15 protein-coding genes are annotated in these 17,240 nt (G+C 45.7%); 10 read left to right on the top strand and 5 right to left on the bottom strand.

Annotated elements, in window-relative coordinates; all coding sequences use genetic code 11:
* Positions 1 to 58: 58 nt before the first annotated feature.
* Together pta and ackA are read right to left on the bottom strand one after the other, a co-directional pair.
* On the bottom strand, positions 59 to 2,203 hold the full coding sequence (gene pta, locus AAC854_RS03500; RefSeq protein WP_273547479.1) for a phosphate acetyltransferase: 2,145 nt from the start codon (positions 2,201 to 2,203) through the stop codon (positions 59 to 61).
* A gap of 182 nt (positions 2,204 to 2,385) precedes the next feature.
* Positions 2,386 to 3,588, bottom strand: a complete 1,203-nt coding sequence (ackA, locus tag AAC854_RS03495) for an acetate kinase (protein WP_340615901.1) — start codon at positions 3,586 to 3,588, stop codon at positions 2,386 to 2,388.
* 264 nt (positions 3,589 to 3,852) lie between these two features.
* Here ackA and yfbV point away from each other — a divergent pair, with 264 nt between their 5' ends.
* The 4 genes from yfbV (at position 3,853) to AAC854_RS03475 (ending at position 7,569) form a co-directional block, all read left to right on the top strand.
* The gene (gene yfbV, locus AAC854_RS03490) at positions 3,853 to 4,308 is read left to right on the top strand and encodes a terminus macrodomain insulation protein YfbV (protein WP_340615916.1); all 456 of its coding nucleotides are present in this window, start codon (positions 3,853 to 3,855) and stop codon (positions 4,306 to 4,308) included.
* 151 nt (positions 4,309 to 4,459) lie between these two features.
* Positions 4,460 to 4,954 (top strand): YfbU family protein, encoded by a 495-nt coding sequence (locus tag AAC854_RS03485; protein ID WP_340615900.1) that lies wholly within the window; start codon positions 4,460 to 4,462, stop codon positions 4,952 to 4,954.
* 21 nt (positions 4,955 to 4,975) lie between these two features.
* Positions 4,976 to 5,650, top strand: coding sequence for a sugar phosphatase (locus tag AAC854_RS03480; RefSeq protein ID WP_340615899.1), 675 nt, complete (start codon positions 4,976 to 4,978; stop codon positions 5,648 to 5,650).
* 89 nt (positions 5,651 to 5,739) lie between these two features.
* Positions 5,740 to 7,569, top strand: a complete 1,830-nt coding sequence (locus AAC854_RS03475; protein ID WP_340615898.1) for an SLC13 family permease — start codon at positions 5,740 to 5,742, stop codon at positions 7,567 to 7,569.
* 91 nt (positions 7,570 to 7,660) lie between these two features.
* Here the strand turns inward: AAC854_RS03475 and yfbR are convergent, their stop codons facing one another.
* From yfbR to AAC854_RS03460, 3 genes are all read right to left on the bottom strand, one after another.
* Positions 7,661 to 8,242 (bottom strand): 5'-deoxynucleotidase, encoded by a 582-nt coding sequence (gene yfbR, locus AAC854_RS03470; protein ID WP_340615897.1) that lies wholly within the window; start codon positions 8,240 to 8,242, stop codon positions 7,661 to 7,663.
* 265 nt (positions 8,243 to 8,507) lie between these two features.
* Entirely contained in the window at positions 8,508 to 9,722 is a 1,215-nt protein-coding gene (locus AAC854_RS03465) for a pyridoxal phosphate-dependent aminotransferase (RefSeq protein WP_340615896.1), read from the bottom strand.
* Positions 9,723 to 10,089: 367 nt separating this feature from the next.
* Entirely contained in the window at positions 10,090 to 10,212 is a 123-nt protein-coding gene (locus tag AAC854_RS03460) for a hypothetical protein (RefSeq protein WP_340615895.1), read from the bottom strand.
* A gap of 312 nt (positions 10,213 to 10,524) precedes the next feature.
* On the opposite strand from AAC854_RS03460, the gene hexA reads away from it, so the two are divergent.
* The 6 genes from hexA to nuoF all read left to right on the top strand — a co-directional run bounded on the left by hexA (position 10,525) and on the right by nuoF (position 17,156).
* Positions 10,525 to 11,517 (top strand): transcriptional regulator HexA, encoded by a 993-nt coding sequence (hexA, locus tag AAC854_RS03455; RefSeq protein ID WP_340615894.1) that lies wholly within the window; start codon positions 10,525 to 10,527, stop codon positions 11,515 to 11,517.
* Between the two features lie 720 nt (positions 11,518 to 12,237).
* Complete coding sequence (locus AAC854_RS03450; RefSeq protein ID WP_340615893.1) at positions 12,238 to 12,681, top strand: NADH-quinone oxidoreductase subunit A; 444 nt, start codon at positions 12,238 to 12,240, stop codon at positions 12,679 to 12,681.
* 16 nt (positions 12,682 to 12,697) lie between these two features.
* On the top strand, positions 12,698 to 13,372 hold the full coding sequence (locus tag AAC854_RS03445; RefSeq protein ID WP_340615892.1) for a NuoB/complex I 20 kDa subunit family protein: 675 nt from the start codon (positions 12,698 to 12,700) through the stop codon (positions 13,370 to 13,372).
* 75 nt (positions 13,373 to 13,447) lie between these two features.
* The gene (nuoC, locus tag AAC854_RS03440) at positions 13,448 to 15,247 is read left to right on the top strand and encodes an NADH-quinone oxidoreductase subunit C/D (RefSeq protein WP_340615891.1); all 1,800 of its coding nucleotides are present in this window, start codon (positions 13,448 to 13,450) and stop codon (positions 15,245 to 15,247) included.
* A 2-nt stretch (positions 15,248 to 15,249) separates the two neighbouring features.
* Entirely contained in the window at positions 15,250 to 15,795 is a 546-nt protein-coding gene (nuoE, locus tag AAC854_RS03435; protein WP_340615890.1) for an NADH-quinone oxidoreductase subunit NuoE, read from the top strand.
* Positions 15,792 to 17,156 (top strand): NADH-quinone oxidoreductase subunit NuoF, encoded by a 1,365-nt coding sequence (gene nuoF, locus AAC854_RS03430; RefSeq protein ID WP_340615889.1) that lies wholly within the window; start codon positions 15,792 to 15,794, stop codon positions 17,154 to 17,156. Before nuoE ends, nuoF begins: the two co-directional genes overlap by 4 nt.
* The last annotated feature ends 84 nt before the right edge of the window (positions 17,157 to 17,240 follow it).

The raw sequence follows: 17,240 nt of genomic DNA, 5'->3' as shown, positions 1-17,240 counted from the left end.
TACTTTTGGCATGAGGTTATTTTGCATAGTTATTTCGCTTAGCTATTTAGCCAGAAAATTACGCATTTTCTTGCTGAGTTGCCTGAATTGCAGTCAGTGCAACGGTATAAACGATGTCATCAACCAGTGCACCACGGGACAGGTCGTTTACAGGTTTACGCATACCTTGCAGCATTGGCCCGATGGAGACCAGATCCGCAGAGCGTTGTACCGCTTTATAAGTGGTGTTACCTGTGTTCAGATCAGGGAAGATAAATACCGTCGCCTGACCTGCAACCGGAGAGTTTGGTGCTTTGGATTTTGCCACATCGGCCATGATAGCCGCATCATACTGCAATGGGCCGTCAATGATCAGATCCGGACGTTTTTCCTGTGCCAGACGGGTTGCTTCGCGAACTTTCTCAACATCACTGCCTGCACCCGAGTTACCGGTAGAGTAGGAGATCATTGCTACGCGAGGCTCGATACCAAATGCTTTCGCAGAATCTGCGGATTGGATAGCGATTTCAGACAATTGCTCTGCGGTTGGATCTGGGTTAATTGCACAGTCACCGTAAACCAATACTTGCTCTGGCAACAACATAAAGAAGACGGAAGAAACCAGTGAGCTGTTTGGTGCAGTTTTAATTAACTGCAATGGCGGACGAATGGTGTTCGCTGTCGTGTGAACCGCACCGGAAACCAGGCCATGAACTTCACTTTGTTCCAGCATCATTGTACCCAGAACAACGTTGTCTTCCAGTTGCTCACGGGCAACAACCTCGGTCATGCCTTTGCTCTTACGCAGTTCAACCAGACGCGGAACATAACGCTCACGTACTGCTGCTGGGTTAACGATTTCAATGCCAGCACCCAGCTCAACGCCTTGAGCGGCTGCCACACGGCGGATTTCTTCTGGATCACCCAACAGGATACATTCTGCAATACCACGTTCAGCACAGATCGCTGCGGCTTTGACAGTACGTGGTTCGTCGCCTTCTGGCAGAACGATACGCTTGCCAGCCTGACGAGCCAGTTCGGTCAGTTGATAACGGAATGCTGGTGGAGACAAAAGGTTCGGACGTTCTGATGCGGCAGCCAGAGAATCGATCCACTCGCTGCTGATGTGCTGTGCAACGTAGTTCTGTATTTTTTCGATACGCTCGTGGTCATCGGCCGGAACTTCCAGGCTGAAACTTTGCAGGTTCAGAGAAGTCTGCCATGTGTTGGTTTTCACGGTGAACACTGGCAGGCCAGTGTTGAATGCACGTTCGCACAATTCACGGATGGAGTCATCAATAGAGTAACCACCGGTCAGCAATACTGCGCCCACTTCAATACCATTCATGGCAGCCAGACATGCCGTGATCAGGACGTCAGGGCGGTCAGCAGAAGTCACCAGCAGAGAACCCGGACGGAAGTACTCCAGCATGTTAGGGATGCTGCGGGCACAGAAAGTCACGGATTTGATGCGACGGCTCTCAATGGCACCTGCATTGATGATGTCAGCTTTCAGGTGTTTTGCCATATCAATCGCACGCGTGGCGATCAGGTCAAAACTCCATGGAATGCAGCCAAGGATCGGCAGCGGGCTGTTTTTGAAGATAGTTTTTGGATCAACGTGTGCGATGGTCGCTTTAGTGGATTCGTCAAAAATTTCGGACAGATCCGGGCGAGTACGGCCTTGATCATCAACAGGGGCATTCAGTTTGTTAACAATAACGCCGATGATGTTTTGGTTTTTGATGCCACCGTATTCTGCGCGGCTCAGTTCAATGCGCTCTTTGAGCTGCTCAGGGGAGTTAGTGCCCAGTGCAGTGACAAATACGATTTCAGCGTTCAGGGTTTTGGCGATTTCATAGTTCAGGGACTGGGCAAATGGATGTTTGCGGGTCGGAACCAAGCCTTCAATCAGAACCACTTCTGCATCTTTGGAATTTTCGTGGTAACGCGCCACGATCTCTTCCATCAGTACATCTTTCTTGTCAGTGGTCAGCAGGGATTCCACATGAGCCATATCCAGAGGTTCAGCAGTATGAATGCTGGAATGTGAACGGATAATGGAAGTGGTTTGATCCTGAGAACCAGTGTGACGTGGTTGTGCGATAGGTTTGAAAACGCTCAGACGAACGCCTTTTTGCTCCATGGAGCGGATAACACCCAAGCTGACACTGGTTAAACCAACACTGGTGCCAGTAGGGATCAACATAATTGTACGGGACACGGAAACCTCTTTAACGGTTGCTCGTCAGTCAATAAATGTGACTCAATGCAATATATTCATGCTATATGAATAGACGAAATATGATCCATGAGCCAACGCAATATTTATTAAGGAAATATTACTCAATGTATTCATGAACAAGAACCGCCAGCAATGCTGGCGGTTCTTGAAAGTCATATTGCTTATGCGGTCAGGCGTGCTGAATCCTGAGCGATGACCAATTCTTCATTGGTTGGGATAACCAGAGCAGGGCGGCCATTATCAGTGGTGATAACGCCTGACTTGCCGAAGCGTGCAGCAAGGTTACGCTCGTGATCATATTCGAAGCCCAGCAGTGCAACTTTCTTCATGGTCAGTTCACGAACCAGCGCAGAGTTTTCACCGATGCCGCCAGTGAAGATAATCGCATCCAGACGGCCTTCCATCAATGCGCTGTAAGCGCCGATGTATTTAGCCAGACGGTGGCAGTAAACGTCCATTGCACGTTTTGCATCATCTTTGGTTTCATAGTTATCTTCTACGTAACGGCAGTCGCTGGTTACTTCAGTCAGACCCAGGAAACCAGATTCTTTGGTCAGCAGGGTGTTGATTTCAGCAACACTCATGCCCATTGCATCATGCAAATGGAATACGATAGCAGGATCGATATCACCACTACGAGTACCCATCACCAGACCTTCCAGCGGAGTCAGGCCCATAGAAGTATCAACACACTGACCGTTAACAATAGCAGAAACAGAACCACCATTGCCCAGATGGCAAGTGATAACATTCAGTTCTTCAACAGGCTTGTTCAGCATCTTAGCTGCTTCGCGGGAAACATAGAAGTGGCTGGTACCATGCGCACCGTAACGACGGATGCTATGCTCTTTGTACAGGTTGTAAGGCAGTGCATACAGGTATGCTTCTTCAGGCATAGTCTGGTGGAATGCAGTGTCAAATACGGCAATGTTTTTCTCAATCAGATGAGGGAATGCTTTCAGCGCTTCTGCGATACCGATCAGGTGAGCAGGGTTGTGCAGTGGTGCGAACGGAATAGCCGCTTCAATGCCTTTGATAACTTCATCATTGATAATCACAGAAGAAGTGAATTTCTCACCACCGTGAACGATGCGGTGACCGATGGATGAAATCTGTGCAGAAAGTTCTGGCTTTTCAGCCAAAATAGTATTAACAATGAAGTTCAGCGCTTCGCTGTGTGCTGCGCCGGCACCTAAAGCAGCTTCATTTTTTGCGCCATCCATTTTCCATTTAATACGGGCTTCAGGCAGGGTAAAGCACTCGGCTAAACCAGAAAGATATTCTTCACCATTGGCAGGATCGATGATAGCGAATTTCAGGGAGGAGCTACCGCAATTAAGAACCAGTACCAGCTTACTTGACATGGAAATACCTATTATCTTGTTGTGATCTAATCTTAAATAAGAAAAGTGTTAAAAAATAAAGCAATTTGTTAACAATTCGAATCCAGTTGTTGCGCAAGAGGTCAAAATTTTTGTTTTGCTGCTGCAACAACATAAAAGTCTGTGTAGGATACCGTTTGCTAGCAATAAAGACAAAATATACTTAATAGTATTAATATTACAAAAAAGATTTTATCTTTTGTAGGGATTTTTTAAGAAGTATACCTTTAATTGATTGAGGTCATGATGAATACGACACCGCCTGTTAACCAAGGTTGGTTCAAGCGAATGCAATTAGGCCAGCAATATTTAAAAACATGGCCACTGGAAAAGCAGCTTGCGCCTGTTTTTCCTGAAAATCGTGTGATTAGGGCGACTCGCTTTGGTATTCGTTTTATGCCGCCATTGTCCATTTTTACGCTGACATGGCAGATCGCACTGGGTGGTCAATTGGGACCATCGGTCGCAACGGCACTGTTTGCCTGTAGCCTGCCGTTGCAGGGATTGTGGTGGCTGGGAAAACGTGCGGCGACACCTTTGCCCGAAGGGTTGCTGAAATGGTTTTATGAAATTCGGGAGAAATTTGCAGAAGCGGGTATTGCAATGACGCCAGTGGAAAATGTCCCGACTTATCTCTCGTTGGCTGAATTGCTTAAACGGGCATTTAAGCAGCTGGACAACTCTTTTCTTGATGACATTTAAACCGCCGGAACGCCTGTTCCGGCCGTTGCTGAATCAATTAACCGATAAATCCCCTGTTCAGATCAATAAATGGTTGTTTTGCGCTATTCCCAAAAATTGGGTAATGCGATGATGTGGTCAAGATAGATCCCTTCCTTTAAGGAGTTCCACAATGGAAATGACCCATACACAACGTTTAATCCTCTCCAACCAATACAAACTCATGTCCCTGCTTGAACCTGAATATGCTGAACGTTATCGCCGTTACCAGACCATTATCGAACGGGGTTTTGGTTTGCAATTGCGTGAGCTGGATCGTGATTTTGGCGAGTTATCTGAAGAGATTTGTCGTACTATCATTAATATTATGGAAATGTATCATGCGCTGCACGTTTCATTAAGTAATCTTAAAGAGAGACGGGAACTGGATGAGCGTCGCATTATATTTTTAGGTTTTGATGCGGCAACCGAGCCGCATTATCTCGCTTATGTTCGTTTTATGGTGAATACAGAGGGGCGCTATACTCATCTTGATTCCGGTAGTCACGGCTTTAATGCCCAAGTACCGATGTGGGATAAGTATCAGCGTATGTTGGCGCTTTGGCTTTCTTGCCCTCGCCAATACCATCTGAGCGCTGTTGAGATTGGTCAGATTATTAACGCATAGCTGCGTTTGAAGGAGCCGGGTTTGGTACTGAAATGTAGGGGTTTTTTATTCGATTTGGACGGTACGCTGATTGATTCATTACCTGCGGTTGAGCGGGCCTGGATTAAGTTTGCTGATAAGATGGGGATCGATCGTGATGAAGTGTTGAGTTATGTGCATGGTACGCCAGCGATATTATCATTACGTCATTTTATGCCTGATGCCAGTGAAGAAGAGATTGCCAGCACGTTCAAGTGGATTGAAAAGACCGAAACAGAAGATACAGAAGGCATTACCGCTTTGCCCGGTGCCATTGCTTTGATTGATAAATTGAATGCGCTGGATATTCCGTGGGCAATCGTAACATCGGGAACTGTTCCTCTTGCTACTGCGCGCCATCAGGTCGCCGAGTTACCAGAGCCGGCTCATTGGGTGACGGCGGAGTCTGTTAAGAACGGGAAACCAAACCCTGAACCTTATCTGTTGGGTGCTCAAAAACTGGGCTTACTGCCAGAAGAATGTGTGGTTTTTGAAGATGCCATTGCAGGAATTCATGCCGGGCTGGACGCAGGTTGTCAGGTCGTCGTAGTCCATGATGCGCCAGATATTCCACGCCGTGATGAAACGCATTTGACGATTACTAATCTGGAAAATATTGAAATTGTCAAATCCGGCGGTTATGTTTCGATTTACACCACAAATCAGGAAGATTCTTGATCGTAACGTGGGATTTTCCCTGAGAAAAATGCTCTACTTGGCCCATTAACGTTTGTATCATTTTAAAGGTATCGTTGACAGAGGCCAGATTGAATAGCGAACTGTTGTGGGTATTGACCCTGCTATTGATAGCTATTGTGCTTTTCACCACCAATAAAGTCAGAATGGATGTTGTGGCTTTATTGGTGATCATTGCGTTTGTCCTGAGTGGCACACTGACGTTAAGTGAAGCCACTGTCGGTTTTAGTGATCCTAACGTTTTATTGATTGCTGCCCTGTTTGTCATTGGCGAAGGGCTGGTGAGGACAGGTGTTGCCTATCAGATGGGGGATTGGCTGGTTCGGGTTGCCGGTAACAGTGAGACTAAGATGTTGGCCTGGTTAATGTTGTCGGTGGCGGGGCTGGGCGCTTTTATGAGTTCAACCGGGGTTGTGGCAATCTTTATTCCTGTTGTCCTGAGTGTGGCGGCCAGAATGAAAATCTCGCCGGGGCGGTTGATGATGCCATTGGGGTTTGCCGGCCTGATCAGTGGCATGATGACGTTGGTTGCAACGCCCCCCAATATGGTTGTCAATAGTGAGCTGGTCCGCGAAGGCTTGCGGGGGTTTGATTTTTTCTCCATTACACCGATTGGTATTTTAGTCTTGCTGGTCGGTGTGGTGTATATGTTGATTGCCCGTCGTTGGTTGGGAGGAACAGCCCATCAGACAGCGGATGAACGTTATCAACGCACATTTCGTGATTTAATCCGTGACTATAAATTGTCAGGTCGCGCCCGCCGGCTCGCTATCCGCCAAGGTTCGCCTTTGGTTGGTCATACGCTGGATGAATTAGGATTGCGCGCACGTTATGGTGCCAATGTGATTGGTATTGAACGCTGGCGTAAGTTCCGTCGGGTGATGGCGGCAGCCACTGGCGATATGGAATTACGGGAACACGATGTGTTGCTGGTGGATATGTCTGATAGTGATATTGATTTACGGGAGTTTTGCAGCGAGCAACAGCTGGAGCCGATGGTATTGCGCGGGGAATATTTTTCGGAACAATCCCGCGAGGTCGGTATGGCAGAGGTTTCCGTGATCCCTGAGTCCGATTTATTGGGGCAATCGCTGCGTGGTATGAAATTCCGTACCCGTTATGGCCTTAATGTTGTCGGCATTCGTCGTGGCGGCAAGGCATTGGAAGGCAAGTTGGTTGACGAGTCTTTACTGCTTGGTGATACGTTGCTGGTGATTGGCGACTGGAAACTGATTCGTGCATTGAAAACTAAGACGCCTGATTTCATTGTGCTAAATTTACCCATCGAAGTGGAAAGTGCAGCGCCTGCCGCATCACAAGCCCCCCATGCGTTACTCTGTCTTGCCTTGATGGTTGCCATGATGCTCACCAATGAAATTCCCAACTTTATCGCTGCGTTGGTTGCTTGCCTGCTAATGGGCAAATTTCGCTGCATCGATATGGAAAGCGCTTATCGTGCCATTCACTGGCCGAGCATTATTTTGATTGTCGGCATGATGCCTTTCGCGCTGGCATTGCAGAAAACGGGAGGCATAGACTTAATTGTCCGTGGGTTGATGGATGTGGCGGGTAATATGGGGCCACGGGTGATGTTGATGTGCTTGTTTGTGCTTTGCGCTGTTATCGGATTGTTCATTTCTAACACGGCGACGGCAGTATTAATGGCTCCGATAGCGATTGCGGCGGCGAACGAAATGTCTGTTTCGCCTTTGCCTTTCGCCATGATTATTGGTGTGGCGGCCTCAGCAGCATTCATGACACCGGTTTCATCTCCTGTTAATACATTGATATTGGGGCCGGGTGGATATCGATTTGCAGATTTCCTGAAACTTGGCATACCTTTTACGTTAATTGTCATGGGGATCAGTGTCGCGATTATCCCAATACTTTTCCCGTTCTAATGACTCCATGACGCAGTTTCAATGTGATAAAGCGCTGCATCATAGTGATAGATTAGCACTACTGGATGATCGTTATCATAGAGGGTGATATCTATACACTGATCTCATCAAGAGAAAGATTAAAACTGGGGACAAATACGTTCATAAAATAATCCATTTCTTCGCTGTGGCGTTCTGCCAGTGTTTTTTCCAACCGGGTTTTGGCCTGATTGAATTCAGTATTGCCCGCCGAAATCTCTTCCAAACATTTTAAGTAAGCACACAGTGCATCAGCCTGTTTAATAATGTGCGTTTCTTCTTCGGTATGCAGATGCTCATCCAAGATAGAACGAAAATCATCTTGTAATTCTGCCGGCAGCATATTCAATAATTTTTGTTGGGCTATCTTCTCTATTTTTTTATATTCATGGGCAATTTGCGGGTTATAGTACTTAATTGGGGTTGGCAAATCTCCGGTGATGACTTCACTGGCATCGTGATACATGGCCAGCAGGGCGATCCGATCGGCGTTAACTTTGCCGTTAAATTTGCGGTTTTTGATAACGGCCAGTGCATGTGCGACAAAAGCAACCTGCAAGCTGTGCTCTGAAACATTTTCTGTGCGCACATTTCGCATCAGAGGCCAACGGTTGATTAATTTCAGGCGGGACAATTGGGCGAAAAAATGGCTCATAGTTTTCTCTTTCAACGGAATGATATGGTTAATTGTGAGCGGATGGGAAAGGGAAGTAAACCTACTCAGTATCAATTTTCACCAATATATCTCTTTTATCTTTTAAATAGTGATTTGAGAAACAATAGGAATATTCATTTCTGAGAAAATCATTTATGGAGAAATGGTTATCAGTAAGAAATAAGCTTTCTTGTATCAAATAAGAGCTTACTTCATTATGTTATTAATAGTCATAAGAGTAAGCCCTAAATGATAAATATTATATTTATTGGCGATAGTTACCCATAAAGCGGGCAAATTTTTCAATAGCCATTTGCAAGTCAGTGACATGCGGTAATGTGACAATGCGGAAATGGTCTGGTTCTGGCCAGTTAAATGCGCTACCTTGAACCAGCAGAACTTTTTCCTGTAATAAAAGATCTAATACCATTTTTTGGTCATCATAAATATTGAAACGTTTGGTATCTATTTTAGGGAACATATATAGTGCGCCCATCGGTTTCACACAGGAAATCCCGGGAATTTGGTTTATCAGTTCCCATGCGTGATTGCGCTGTTCATAAAGCCTGCCACCCGGAAAAATAAATTCACTGATACTTTGGTAGCCACCCAATGCCGTTTGAATCGCGTGCTGCATTGGCACGTTGGCACAAAGGCGCATTGATGCCAGCATTTCTAAGCCTTCAATATAGTCTTTAGCCTGTTTTTTCGGGCCATTCAATACCATCCAGCCCTGACGGAAACCCGCAACGCGATAGGTTTTGGACAGGCCATTAAAGGTGACAGTAAAAAGATCAGGCGCTAATGCGGCGATAGAGTGGTGCTGGGCATCGTCGTACAGGATCTTGTCGTAAATTTCATCGGCGAAAATAATCAGATTATGCTGTCGGGCTATCTCCACGATTTCCAATAACAACTCTTTGCTATATACCGCCCCGGTTGGGTTGTTCGGGTTAATAATCACAATCCCACGGGTACGCGGGGTAATTTTACGGCGGATATCATCTAAATCAGGAAACCAGCCTTGTTGCTCATCACACAGGTAATGTACGGCATTACCGCTGGAAAGTGATACGGCCGCTGTCCAAAGAGGGTAGTCAGGCGCAGGAACCAGCATTTCGTCGCCTGTATTCAACAGGGCCTGCATGGATTGAACGATAAGCTCAGACACACCATTACCGATGAAAATATCTTCAACAGTAATATCCAGCATATTTCTTGCCTGATAATGCTGCATGATCGCCTTGCGTGCAGAATATAACCCTTTTGAATCGGAATAACCCTGGGCAGTCGGCAGGTTACGGATAACATCGACTAAAATTTCATCGGGTGCTTCGAAGCCAAATGGTGCCGGATTGCCAATATTTAATTTCAGTACCTTATTGCCTTCTTCTTCGAGTCGCTTGGCTTCTTTGAGGGTCTTCCCCCTGATGTCATAACAGACATTATCTAATTTGCTGGATTTATTAATGGAAAACATAGGATGCCCTAACCTCTTTGACGAAATGGATACTACCCGGCATAAAAAGTGTGATATTCAATGTACTCTTCTCAGTCTGTCTTTTGAAGAGCCTTTGATATCTTTGGTTAAAACGGTTGTTTTAATAATAAATGTATAAGCCTGCTATCTAAAACTGTCGTTTTTATTGGTATTTTATTCTTTGTTTTAATGTTAGGATGAAGCTATATTCTGAATAATGGCATTTTTTTAGTTGCCTGAGAGTGCAGCAGATGACATTTTGACAATGGTTCTTTGGTCAAACTGGTTAGGTAAATCTCGAATTGTCAATAAAAGTAAGAAGGTTTGTATAATGTATTCTTATAATTTATCTTTGGCTTACGTAAAGTTAATTTAGATTTTTTATCACATGATAGTTTGATAATTTTTTTGAGTTTTTACCCATAACATTTTTGGGCTTATTTTGTAAAAATGTTAACTCATTAAAAATACTTATATTATCTTGGCGCATTAAGTTTTCCTAATTCAGGTTACGTTATTCTTTGAAGCAAGTCAGAAAAAGGATATTTGTACTGGAAATTGGGGATTATGTGATGTAAATAGGGTTTTATCTCTAATTTATTTTTTGGGTTGCATAAATTTTGTTAAGAAAGGAGAAAATAAAACCCGTGATGTTCTAAATAGTGAAAAAAATGCAGTAAACCTTTGCCCTATTTAATAGAGTAGAGTAATGTCACAATCGGTATTATTTTATTTGATACTGCTGAAGTAAAAACACCAGGTTAGTTAGTAATTAAAATCAAAAAAAAGTGATGAATAAACAATGATAAATGCAAATCGTCAGATAATAAACCTCGATCTCGATCTGCTAAGAACTTTTGTTGCCGTTGCTGACTTAAATACTTTTGCAGCAGCAGCAGCAGCTGTTTCTAGAACGCAGTCAGCTGTGAGTCAGCAAATGCAGCGGTTGGAACATCTCGTGGGGAGAGAATTATTTGCTCGCCACGGCCGCAATAAGCTTCTGACCGAGCACGGGCTTCAACTTCTTGGTTACGCACGTCAGATTCTTCGTGCCAATGACGATGCAACAGCATCATTAACCTACAATGATGCAGACGGTGAATTGAGAATAGGCGTATCAGATGACGCTGTTGATACACTGCTTCCCTTCTTGTTGAACCGTATTGCCTCAGTCTATCCACGTGTTGCTGTTGATGTGCGGATTAAGCGCGCTCAGTTTATAGAAAGCATGTTGGATAACCATGAGATTGATTTGGCATTAACCACAGCAAAAATTAACCACCACCCCAAAACAGCCCTACGCTCTTCGCCTGTTTTATGGCATTGCGCGCCGGATTTCCAATTACAAACAAATGAACCCGTGCCATTGGTTGTCATGGATGAAACCAATCCATTCCGCCAGATTGCGCTGGATACGCTTGATATGGCAGGCATCTCATGGCGTATCGCATATGAAGCGGCTTCCCTGTCTGCCGTGCGTGCTGCTGTAAATGCAGAAGTTGGCATCACAGCCCGCCCTCTGGAAATGCATAATGCAGACCTTAGAATTTTGGGTGAAAGTGAAGGGTTACCACGTTTGCCGGAAATTCAATTCTACCTATATCGCAACAGTAATGAACAGAATGAATCTGTCCTGACTGTTTTTGATGCTATAGAAAATAAGAAAACACCTTATACCGTGACGCCTGTCGAATCCGATGAACCTAATGAAATGGATGAATCTATTGAATCCATTGATATTACTAAATCGGCTGAGTCACTTGATGAAACTTCCGTCGAAAATATAGACGAATAAGTATTTAAGTATTATGTGTTTTATAGGCTAATATTTCCATTTTATTTGTGGAGATATTAGCCTATTTGCTAATTGTGTATTAATAATCCTCTCAGGTTTTCATTCCCATTTCTGATATTTCCATTAAGAAATATACTCTACTAATTTTCCTATCACTTTCGAATTTTAGTTAAAAGAATGTTGCTGTGTTAACAAATTTCATTTTGCTAAATTGATAAAATAAATCCGTTTTTAGAAATAACGGCGTTATCGCAATCAAATAGTTCTTTTTAGAAACAATTTATTAAGAGTTGAATAAATTACGTTCATGTATTGAATGTTTTTCAATGAAAATGTGCGCTTGATCATAAAAATACCCCAGACAGTACAGTGGAAAGACAGGTTTTTCCTGCGATAATGGTGTAGTAAAGTCGAGTTATCGGTTAGACTAGTCATGTCAGGGGGTTGTTTTTTTATACGACTGACACGTTTTAGCGATATACCAGCACAATCTGTTAATTAATGGTTTTTTGTTTGTAAATAAATAGGTAAGCGCTTTTTGCCCTTGTGGCAAAATATTGTTGAGAGGAATAAAAACCAAGACGATCCAAGCGCCAAAAGATATTGATTAGCGCTGCTTCATATTTGGTTGTTATCCCTTCCCATGAATCGATGTGGTGCAATACTGCCAGCTAAAAGAGCAGACACCTTGACACCACTTTTGATGAGTAAGCAACGAGTATGTCTACATCCACTGGAATTTTAGCCCATCACTGGGCATTTGCGGTTTTCCTGATAGGTGCCCTTGGGTTGTGTGCGTTCATGTTACTGGGCGGATACTTCATGGGGGGCAGGGCGAAAGCCAGGGCAAAACACGTACCTTATGAATCAGGTATTGATTCTGTCGGCAGTGCTCGTATGCGTCTGTCGGCAAAATTCTATCTGGTTGCCATGTTCTTTGTCATCTTCGATGTTGAAGCCCTTTACTTGTATGCCTGGGCCGTCTCAATCAAAGAGAGCGGTTGGTTGGGCTTTGTCGAAGCAAGCATTTTCATTTTGGTGTTATTGGCAGGCTTGGTTTATCTGGCGCGCATCGGTGCATTGGACTGGACTCCGGCACGTTCAAAACGCCAAGTCAGTAAACCGAGTGTTGACACCTATACCAACAACAGTCATATGCAGTAATAGCGAGGCATGAAAGATGGATTATACGCTCACCCGCATAGATCCGAACGGTGAGAATGACCGTTATCCCCTGCAAAAACAGGAAATTGTTAGCGATCCCCTGGAACAGCACGTTCACCGTAGTGTTTATATGGGAAAATTAGAACATGCTTTGCATGACATGGTGAATTGGGGAAGAAAAAATTCCCTGTGGCCCTATAACTTCGGGCTTTCTTGCTGTTATGTAGAAATGGTGACGTCATTTACCGCAGTCCACGATGTTGCACGTTTTGGTGCAGAAGTATTGCGGGCATCTCCCCGTCAGGCTGACTTCATGGTGATTTCCGGAACCTGTTTCGTCAAAATGGCCCCTGTCATTCAACGTCTTTACGATCAAATGCTGGAACCAAAATGGATTATTTCCATGGGAGCCTGTGCAAACTCTGGGGGGATGTACGATATTTACTCCGTGGTTCAGGGTGTTGATAAGTTTATCCCTGTCGATGTTTACATTCCCGGCTGTCCTCCCCGCCCGGAAGCCTATATGCAGGCATTGTTGCTGTTGCAGGAATCCATAGGCAAAGAACGCCGCCCATTGTCATGGGTTGTCGGTGATCAGGGGGTTTACCGTGCCAATATGCAATCAGAAAGAGAACGGAAGCGCGGTGAACGTATTGCAGTGAAAAACCTGCGTACTCCAGACGAAATTTAAGGCTTTTAGCCATATAGCGTAACCAGAGCAATGTGTTGCGATCACAAAAACCCTGATCAAGCGTTGTGGTGAAGAATGATGACAGATCAGATAGCGCAAGAAAGCGCCCGGCCAGCTTGGCAAACACAAGATCATCTTAATGATCCTGTTGTTAGCGAGCTTAATCGTCAATTTGGCCCGGATGCCTTTACTTTCCAGCCTACCCGTACCGGCATGCCTGTTGTTTGGCTCAAACGGGAAAAATTACTGGAAGTAATGACATTCCTGAAAAAGTTGCCTAAACCTTATGTCATGCTGTTTGACTTGCATGGCGTTGATGAGCGTCAGCGCTCTCACCGGCACGGCTTGCCTGCTGCCGACTTTTCAGTGTTTTATCACTTGATTTCCATTGAGCGTAACCGCGACATCATGTTGAAAGTCGCGCTTGCTGAACAAGATCTGAATATCCCAACGATGACGTCAATTTTTCCGAATGCCAATTGGTATGAGCGTGAAACTTGGGAAATGTTTGGCATTACCTTCAACGGTCATCCAAATTTGCGTCGCATCTTAATGCCGCCAACATGGGAAGGTCACCCGTTACGCAAGGAATACTCCGCTCGCGCTACGGAATTCGATCCTTTCATGCTGACCAAGCAGAAAGAAGATCTGGAGATGGAAGCGCTGACTTTCAAACCAGAAGAGTGGGGCATGAAGCGGGGTACCGATAATGAAGATTTTATGTTCCTCAACCTCGGCCCTAACCATCCTTCTGCTCACGGTGCATTCCGCATTATTCTGCAACTTGATGGTGAAGAAATCGTAGATTGCGTTCCCGATATTGGCTACCACCATCGTGGTGCTGAAAAAATGGGTGAACGTCAATCATGGCACAGCTATATCCCTTATACCGACCGGATTGAATATCTGGGGGGATGCGTCAACGAAATGCCTTATGTACTGGCAGTTGAAAAACTGGCAGGCATTGAGGTACCGGATCGGGTGAAAACCATCCGTGTCATGCTGTCCGAGTTGTTCCGTATCAATAGTCACCTGCTGTATATCAGTACGTTTATTCAGGACGTTGGTGCGATGACTCCCGTCTTCTTTGCCTTTACTGACCGACAGAAAGTTTACGATGTGGTTGAAGCAATCACCGGTTTCCGCATGCACCCGGCATGGTTCCGTATCGGCGGAGTTGCCCATGACCTGCCACGCGGCTGGGATAAACTTCTGCGTGAATTATTGGACTGGTTACCGAAACGTTTGAACTCCTATGTCAAAGCCGCGCTGAAAAACAGTGTATTGAAAGGACGCTCTGTGGGTATTGCTTCCTATAATTCGAAACAGGCTTTGGACTGGGGTGTGACTGGCGCGGGTCTGCGTGCAACCGGCATCAGTTTTGACGTGCGTAAATGGCGTCCGTATTCCGGTTATGAAAACTTTGATTTTGAAGTACCGACCGGCTACAACGGCGATTGCTATGACCGTGTGATGCTGAAAGTGGAAGAAATTCGTCAGAGTATGCGCATCCTTGAACAGTGTCTGAAAAATATGCCAGAAGGCCCATTCAAGGCTGATCATCCGCTGACTACCCCACCACCAAGAGAGCGCACTTTGCAGCACATCGAAACCATGATTAACCACTTCTTGCAGGTGTCATGGGGACCGGTCATGCCTGCCAATGAATCATTCCAGATGATCGAAGCGACTAAGGGGATCAACAGTTATTACCTGACCAGTGATGGTAGCACCATGAGTTACCGCACCCGTATCCGCACACCAAGCTTTGCTCACTTGCAGCAAATTCCGTCGGTGATCCGCGGCAGTCTGGTTTCTGACCTTATCGTCTATCTGGGCAGTATCGATTTTGTTATGTCTGATGTGGATCGCTAACGATGCAAAGTGAATTTAACGCAAACAAGCAAGCACGTCTTGATGTGGTTAACGTAACGGACGCTCAGACACCGGATAAGTTTGTGCTGAGCACTGAAGAACGTGATGCCATCGAGCAAGAAAAACACCACTACGAAGATCCGCGTGCTGCGTCAATTGAGGCACTGAAAATTGTGCAAAAACACCGTGGCTGGGTACCGGATGGCGCCATTTATGCCATTGCTGAGGTGTTAGGCATTCCAGCCAGTGATGTGGAAGGTGTGGCGACGTTTTACAGCCAGATTTACCGTCAGCCAGTAGGTCGCCACATTATCCGCTACTGTGACAGCGTTGTATGTCACATCACGGGCTATCAGGGCGTTCAGGCAGCGATAGAATCGCACCTGAACATTCGTCCGGGGCAAACCACGGCAGATGGGCGTTTCACTCTGTTGCCAACCTGCTGCCTGGGTAATTGTGACAAAGGGCCGACCATGATGATTGATGAGGACACCCATAGTTACGTGAAACCAGAAGAAATTGAAAAATTACTGGAGCAGTATCAATGACAACGCATTCAGGAGTGAAAGAAATTATCCGCGCAGCGGAAACTCATCCCCTGACATGGCGGTTGCGTGATGACCAACAACCTGTCTGGTTGGATGAATACCGAAGCAAAAATGGTTATCAGGGAGCCGAAAGAGCACTGAAGGGCATGGCTCCAGATGACATTATCGCTCTGGTAAAAGATGCTGGCTTAAAAGGCCGTGGTGGTGCGGGGTTCTCTACAGGCTTGAAATGGAGCCTGATGCCAAAAGATGAAAGCATGAACATCCGTTACCTGCTGTGTAATGCGGATGAAATGGAGCCCGGCACTTACAAAGACCGCTTACTGATGGAGCAACTGCCGCACTTGCTGGTGGAAGGTATGCTAATCAGTGCATTTGCGCTGAAAGCCTATCGTGGTTACATCTTCCTGCGTGGTGAGTATGTCGAGGCGGCTGTTCATTTACGCAAAGCGATTGAAGAAGCAAAAGCGGCTGGCCTGCTTGGCAGGAATATTTTGGGCAGTGGCTTTGATTTTGAACTGTTTGTTCATACCGGCGCGGGACGTTACATCTGCGGGGAAGAAACCGCATTGATTAACTCCCTTGAAGGGCGCCGTGCAAACCCCCGCTCAAAACCTCCGTTCCCTGCGACATCCGGTGTCTGGGGTAAACCAACGTGTGTCAATAACGTTGAGACACTGTGTAATGTTCCGGCTATCCTCGAACATGGGAAAGAGTGGTACATCGGTCTGAGTGAAGGCAAAAGTAAAGATGCCGGCACTAAACTGATGGGCTTTTCCGGTCGGGTCAAAAATCCGGGGTTGTGGGAGCTGCCTTTTGGTACGACGGCTCGTGAAATTCTCGAAGATTACGCGGGGGGGATGCGGGATGGCCTGAAATTCAAAGCATGGCAACCGGGTGGTGCCGGAACCGACTTTCTGACAGAAAATCACCTTGATTTGCCTATGGATTTCGAAAGCATCGCTAAAGCGGGCAGTCGGTTAGGAACTGCGCTGGCGATGGCAGTGGATCATGAGATCAACATGGTTTCCCTGACTCGCAATCTTGAAGAATTCTTTGCCCGTGAATCTTGTGGCTGGTGTACACCATGTCGTGATGGCTTACCGTGGAGTGTAAAAATTCTCCGTGCCATTGAGAATGGTAAAGGCCAACAGGGCGATATCGAAACATTGGAACAACTCTGCCGTTTCCTTGGCCCGGGTAAAACTTTCTGTGCCCATGCACCCGGAGCAGTAGAGCCTTTGCAAAGCGCTATCAAATACTTCCGTGAAGAATTTGAAGCGGGAATCGTCACCAAAGACTACGGCAATACCAGCCTGATTGCGGGTATTCAACCAAACCTGCTTAAGCAACGTTGGTAAAGCTGGCTTTGCAAGCAAAAACAGTGCTAAAGCAGAATTTTGATTAACGCCTGCCACTGGCAGGCCATTGGGAAGCATGCTGAC

It is taken from the genome of Xenorhabdus entomophaga, assembly GCF_037996725.1.
Taxonomy (GTDB): domain Bacteria; phylum Pseudomonadota; class Gammaproteobacteria; order Enterobacterales; family Enterobacteriaceae; genus Xenorhabdus; species Xenorhabdus khoisanae.
The sequence above is the reverse complement of the archived record's forward strand: the minus strand, read 5'-3'. Positions and strand labels throughout refer to the sequence as shown.

What these genes read in the sequence shown, in the direction of transcription:
- nuoC (WP_340615891.1), top strand. Translation starts at nt 13,448, where the DNA reads ATGATGACAGATCAGATAGCGCAAGAAAGCGCCCGGCCAGCTTGGCAA.
- ackA (WP_340615901.1), bottom strand. Translation starts at nt 3,588, where the DNA reads ATGTCAAGTAAGCTGGTACTGGTTCTTAATTGCGGTAGCTCCTCCCTG.
- AAC854_RS03445 (WP_340615892.1), top strand. Translation starts at nt 12,698, where the DNA reads ATGGATTATACGCTCACCCGCATAGATCCGAACGGTGAGAATGACCGT.
- yfbR (WP_340615897.1), bottom strand. Translation starts at nt 8,242, where the DNA reads ATGAGCCATTTTTTCGCCCAATTGTCCCGCCTGAAATTAATCAACCGT.
- nuoE (WP_340615890.1), top strand. Translation starts at nt 15,250, where the DNA reads ATGCAAAGTGAATTTAACGCAAACAAGCAAGCACGTCTTGATGTGGTT.
- AAC854_RS03485 (WP_340615900.1), top strand. Translation starts at nt 4,460, where the DNA reads ATGGAAATGACCCATACACAACGTTTAATCCTCTCCAACCAATACAAA.
- AAC854_RS03465 (WP_340615896.1), bottom strand. Translation starts at nt 9,722, where the DNA reads ATGTTTTCCATTAATAAATCCAGCAAATTAGATAATGTCTGTTATGAC.
- yfbV (WP_340615916.1), top strand. Translation starts at nt 3,853, where the DNA reads ATGAATACGACACCGCCTGTTAACCAAGGTTGGTTCAAGCGAATGCAA.
- hexA (WP_340615894.1), top strand. Translation starts at nt 10,525, where the DNA reads ATGATAAATGCAAATCGTCAGATAATAAACCTCGATCTCGATCTGCTA.
- AAC854_RS03450 (WP_340615893.1), top strand. Translation starts at nt 12,238, where the DNA reads ATGTCTACATCCACTGGAATTTTAGCCCATCACTGGGCATTTGCGGTT.
- AAC854_RS03460 (WP_340615895.1), bottom strand. Translation starts at nt 10,212, where the DNA reads ATGCGCCAAGATAATATAAGTATTTTTAATGAGTTAACATTTTTACAA.
- nuoF (WP_340615889.1), top strand. Translation starts at nt 15,792, where the DNA reads ATGACAACGCATTCAGGAGTGAAAGAAATTATCCGCGCAGCGGAAACT.